Consider the following 3,431-nt stretch of genomic DNA (forward strand, 5'->3'; position numbering starts at 1 on the left):
TGCCGAGATAGGCGAGCGGCGCCCAGTCGAGCAGCGCGACGACGGGATGCTCGGGCGCGCTGACGATCCACAGCATCAGAGCGGCGAGCGACGCCGACAGGCCGAGATCCGCGAGCCCCGCGACCGCATCGGGCAGCGCCGTGAACGCCGGCAGCACGAGGAAGAACACGACGCCTGCCGCGCCGAGCCAGCCGGGCGGCACGCGGCGCGCGGCCGTCGCGCCGCGATCGGCGAGCGCCATCGCGCCGACGCCGCCGAGCGCGATCAGCGCGAAATTCCACGGGGAAAACGCGTAGATCAGCACCGGCGACGCGTCCGACAGGTAGAGCGCGAGATGCGCGATCGCGCACAGCACGACGGCCGCGACGCCGAGCGCGACGTGTCGCGCGGCGGGCACCGTGAGCAGCGCGAGCGGTGCGATCAGATAGAACTGCTGTTCAACGGCGAGGCTCCAGAAGTGCGACGTGGAGCCGGGCCAGCCGTCCTTGACGACGCCGATCCAGTAATTCGACAGGAACGCCGCGTGCCATGCGAGCCCGAGATTGACGCCGCGCTGGTAGAACAGCGCGTGTGCGATCGCGAGCGCGGCGAGCAGCAGGTAATACACGGGAAAGATCCGCAGCGCGCGCTTCGCGAGGAACAGCGCGAGTGCGTGACGGCGCGTCATGGTGCCGCGCTCGACCGCCTGGCGGTTGCGATGCAACTCGCCGACGATCAGGAATCCGCTGATGAGGAAAAACGTCCACACGCCGAGCTTGCCGACGTCGACGGCAAGGACATGGCCCTTGTGGGACAGGAAAACGAGGATGACGGCGAGGGCTCGCAGGCCGTCGAGTCCTTTGACGTATCTGACTTCGCGCATGGAGGCATCCGGGCATTGAGCGTGCCCAGTATAGGTGCGCAAATATCGAACGTAATTCGCGTTCGGACACGTTTGAGCCCATACGTGAAGGTGTTTTTGGATGCTCGAGCGTCGATGAAGTCGGTCGCGCGCAACAAAACCTGCGGGAAACCCCGCGAAAACGCATAAAAGTACTGCACGAAGCGTCAAGGCGCTTGTAGAATCCGGCGTTGAAGCGCGCGCGTTGCACGCTTCGTGTATCCAACGACCACACCTGGTAGGAGAAACATGGCGACTTCCGCAAAAAAGGTGGCCAAGAAGGCTGCCGCACCGGCGACCAAGAAAGTGGCTGCCAAAAAGGCTGCGCCCGCGAAGAAAGTAGTGGCCAAGAAGGCTGTCGCGAAGGCAGCACCGGCTGCTCCGACGCCGCTGAAGGACAAGTTCACGAAGGCATCGCTCGCAACGCACATCGCTGAGCGCGCAGCTGTCGAAGTGAAGGCGGTCAAGGCAGTGCTCGTCGCACTCGAGAACGTCGTGCTGGGCTCGGTCCACAAGAAGGGCGCAGGCGAGTTCACGCTGCCGGGTCTGCTGAAGATCACGGCGCAAGTCGTGCCGGCGAAGAAGAAGCGCTTCGGCAAGGATCCGTTCACGGGCGAAGAGCGTTGGTTCCCGGCGAAGCCGGCCAGCGTGCGCGTGAAGGCACGTGCGCTGAAGAAGCTGAAGGACGCGGCGGCGTAATGCCGCGCAACGACTGCCGAATGCATGTCGGCAGCCGTTGCGATGTCCCGAGATCCCCGTACGCGAAAGCGTGCGGGGATTTTTATTGCGCCGCGCAAAGCGCGCGGTAGCGAACAGGCGGCGTCGCGATGACGGGTTGCCTGACGCGTGGCACGCGGCGGATCGTATGTCGCGCATCTGCATCCCCATCGCCGAGCGGCGAGCTTCGTTCGCGCGACGCATGTCGGTGTCGGTGCGGCAGGGCGAAACGCTCGACATCGTCGGCGAATCGGGAGCGGGGAAGTCGACGCGCGCGATGGCGCTGCCCGGGTGTTGTTTCTTCGCGCTCCGTCGGGCGCGCATCGCCAGGTTTGTCGTCGTGACGGGCTTCATTCCGCACGACATCGCCGCACAGCTCGCCGCCGCGCGCGCCGTGATCGAACGGCACCTCGGTGCGACGCTGCAAGCGGTCCATCTGTTCGGATCGGCGCTCGACGGCGGCCTGAAACCGCGCAGCGACATCGATTTGCTGGTGACGGTCGCGGTGCGCCCGGACGAAGCGGTGCGACGCGCACTGCTGTCGGACCTGCTCGGCGCGTCGGCGCCGCCCGGTTGCAGCGGTGGCATGCGCGCGCTGGAGGTCACCGTCGTCGCGCACGACGACGTGGTGCCGTGGCGTCATCCGGCGCGACGCGAGTTGCAGTTCGGCGAATGGCTGCGCGGCGATCTGGAAGCTGGCATCGTCGAGCCGCCGCTGGTCGATCACGATCTGGCCATCCTGCTGACGAAGGCGCGGCAGCACGGTGTCGCACTGGTCGGGCCGCCTGCGGACGTGCTGTTCGAGCCGGTGCCCGCGCGCGACCGTTGCGCAGTGGGAAGCCGAACCGGACTGGCGTGGCGACGCGTGCAACATCGTGCTCGCGCTCGCACGCATCTGGTACAGCGCCGCGACCGGCGCGATCGCGCCGAAGGACGTCGCCGCGACGTGGGTGCTGGAGCGCCTGCCGGACGTGCACCGGCCGATCGTAGCCGCTGCGCGAGCGGCCTATCTCGATGGCGAAGCGGGCGCGGCAATCCTGTCGGGCGGACCGCTGGCCGAATTCATCGGCTACGCGCGGCGGACGGTCGAGTCGATGCTGTCGGCGTAGCGACGGGCGCCAGCGACGTACGCAAACGACGTACGCCAATGACGTACGCCACCGGGTTACCGGTCGGCCCACGGATAGCAAACGCATGCAAGCCCGCTACACGCGCAGCCCGTCGAGCCGAGCCCGTGCAGACGACCCGGCGCGGCGTCACGCGAGTGCGGCCCGACGCGCTCCGTCAGCCCGCGGTGCCCGCGAAGGCTGCCTTCAGCGCGGCGTCGTCGAACTTGGTCATCTGCATCATCGCGGCGGCCACGCGTCCCGCCTTGACCGCGTCGCGATCGGCCATCATCGGAATGAGCGCCTCCGGAACGATCTGCCATGACACGCCATAACGATCCCGCAACCAGCCGCAGCCGTCGGCCGTGCCGCCGTTGTCGAGCAGGGCGCTCCAGTAGCGGTCGAGTTCCGCCTGGTCCGCGCAGCTGACGAGCAGCGAGATCGTGTGGTTGAACGCCTCCGTGCGCGGGTGGCTCATCGCAAAAAATGGCTGCCCGAACAGATCGAATTCGACCATCCGCGTGCTGTCGGTGCCGGGCACCGCCGTGACGCGCACGATGCGCGAATCCGGAAAGATGCCGGCATAGAAGGCCGCTGCTTCTTCGGCTTCCGTCGAATACCAGAGAAAAGGCGTGATCTTCTGAATCGTCATGACGAGTCTCCTGTCTGTATGGGTCCGGGGCATCGTATAACTTCGTATAATGTATGCTATACGAAGTTATTACGCG

Annotated in this window: 3 protein-coding genes and 2 pseudogenes; 3 read left to right on the plus strand and 2 right to left on the minus strand. The window is 66.5% G+C overall.

Features of this window, described 5'->3' with window-relative positions:
* Positions 1 to 862 (minus strand): acyltransferase (locus JMF90_RS29740; protein WP_201325792.1); only part of this gene is annotated, 862 nt, incomplete at its 3' end.
* A gap of 267 nt (positions 863 to 1,129) precedes the next feature.
* On the opposite strand from JMF90_RS29740, the gene JMF90_RS29745 reads away from it, so the two are divergent.
* The 3 genes and pseudogenes from JMF90_RS29745 to JMF90_RS29755 all read left to right on the plus strand — a co-directional run bounded on the left by JMF90_RS29745 (position 1,130) and on the right by JMF90_RS29755 (position 2,706).
* Complete coding sequence (locus JMF90_RS29745) at positions 1,130 to 1,579, plus strand: HU family DNA-binding protein (RefSeq protein ID WP_011548077.1); 450 nt, start codon at positions 1,130 to 1,132, stop codon at positions 1,577 to 1,579.
* A 220-nt stretch (positions 1,580 to 1,799) separates the two neighbouring features.
* Positions 1,800 to 1,889, plus strand: a pseudogene (locus tag JMF90_RS29750) (ATP-binding cassette domain-containing protein); the annotation flags it as partial.
* Positions 1,890 to 1,937: 48 nt separating this feature from the next.
* Positions 1,938 to 2,706, plus strand: a pseudogene (locus JMF90_RS29755) (AadA family aminoglycoside 3''-O-nucleotidyltransferase).
* Between the two features lie 175 nt (positions 2,707 to 2,881).
* On the opposite strand, the gene JMF90_RS29760 reads toward JMF90_RS29755, so the two are convergent.
* A complete protein-coding gene (locus tag JMF90_RS29760; RefSeq protein ID WP_011548076.1) occupies positions 2,882 to 3,355 on the minus strand; it encodes a VOC family protein in 474 nt (157 codons plus the stop codon).
* Between the last annotated feature and the right edge of the window lie 76 nt (positions 3,356 to 3,431).

The organism is Burkholderia sp. E168m23, assembly GCF_016586125.1.
Taxonomy (GTDB): domain Bacteria; phylum Pseudomonadota; class Gammaproteobacteria; order Burkholderiales; family Burkholderiaceae; genus Burkholderia; species Burkholderia orbicola.

Coding starts and splice junctions, on each gene's coding strand:
- JMF90_RS29745 (WP_011548077.1), top strand. CDS start 1,130: ATGGCGACTTCCGCAAAAAAGGTGGCCAAGAAGGCTGCCGCACCGGCG.
- JMF90_RS29760 (WP_011548076.1), bottom strand. CDS start 3,355: ATGACGATTCAGAAGATCACGCCTTTTCTCTGGTATTCGACGGAAGCC.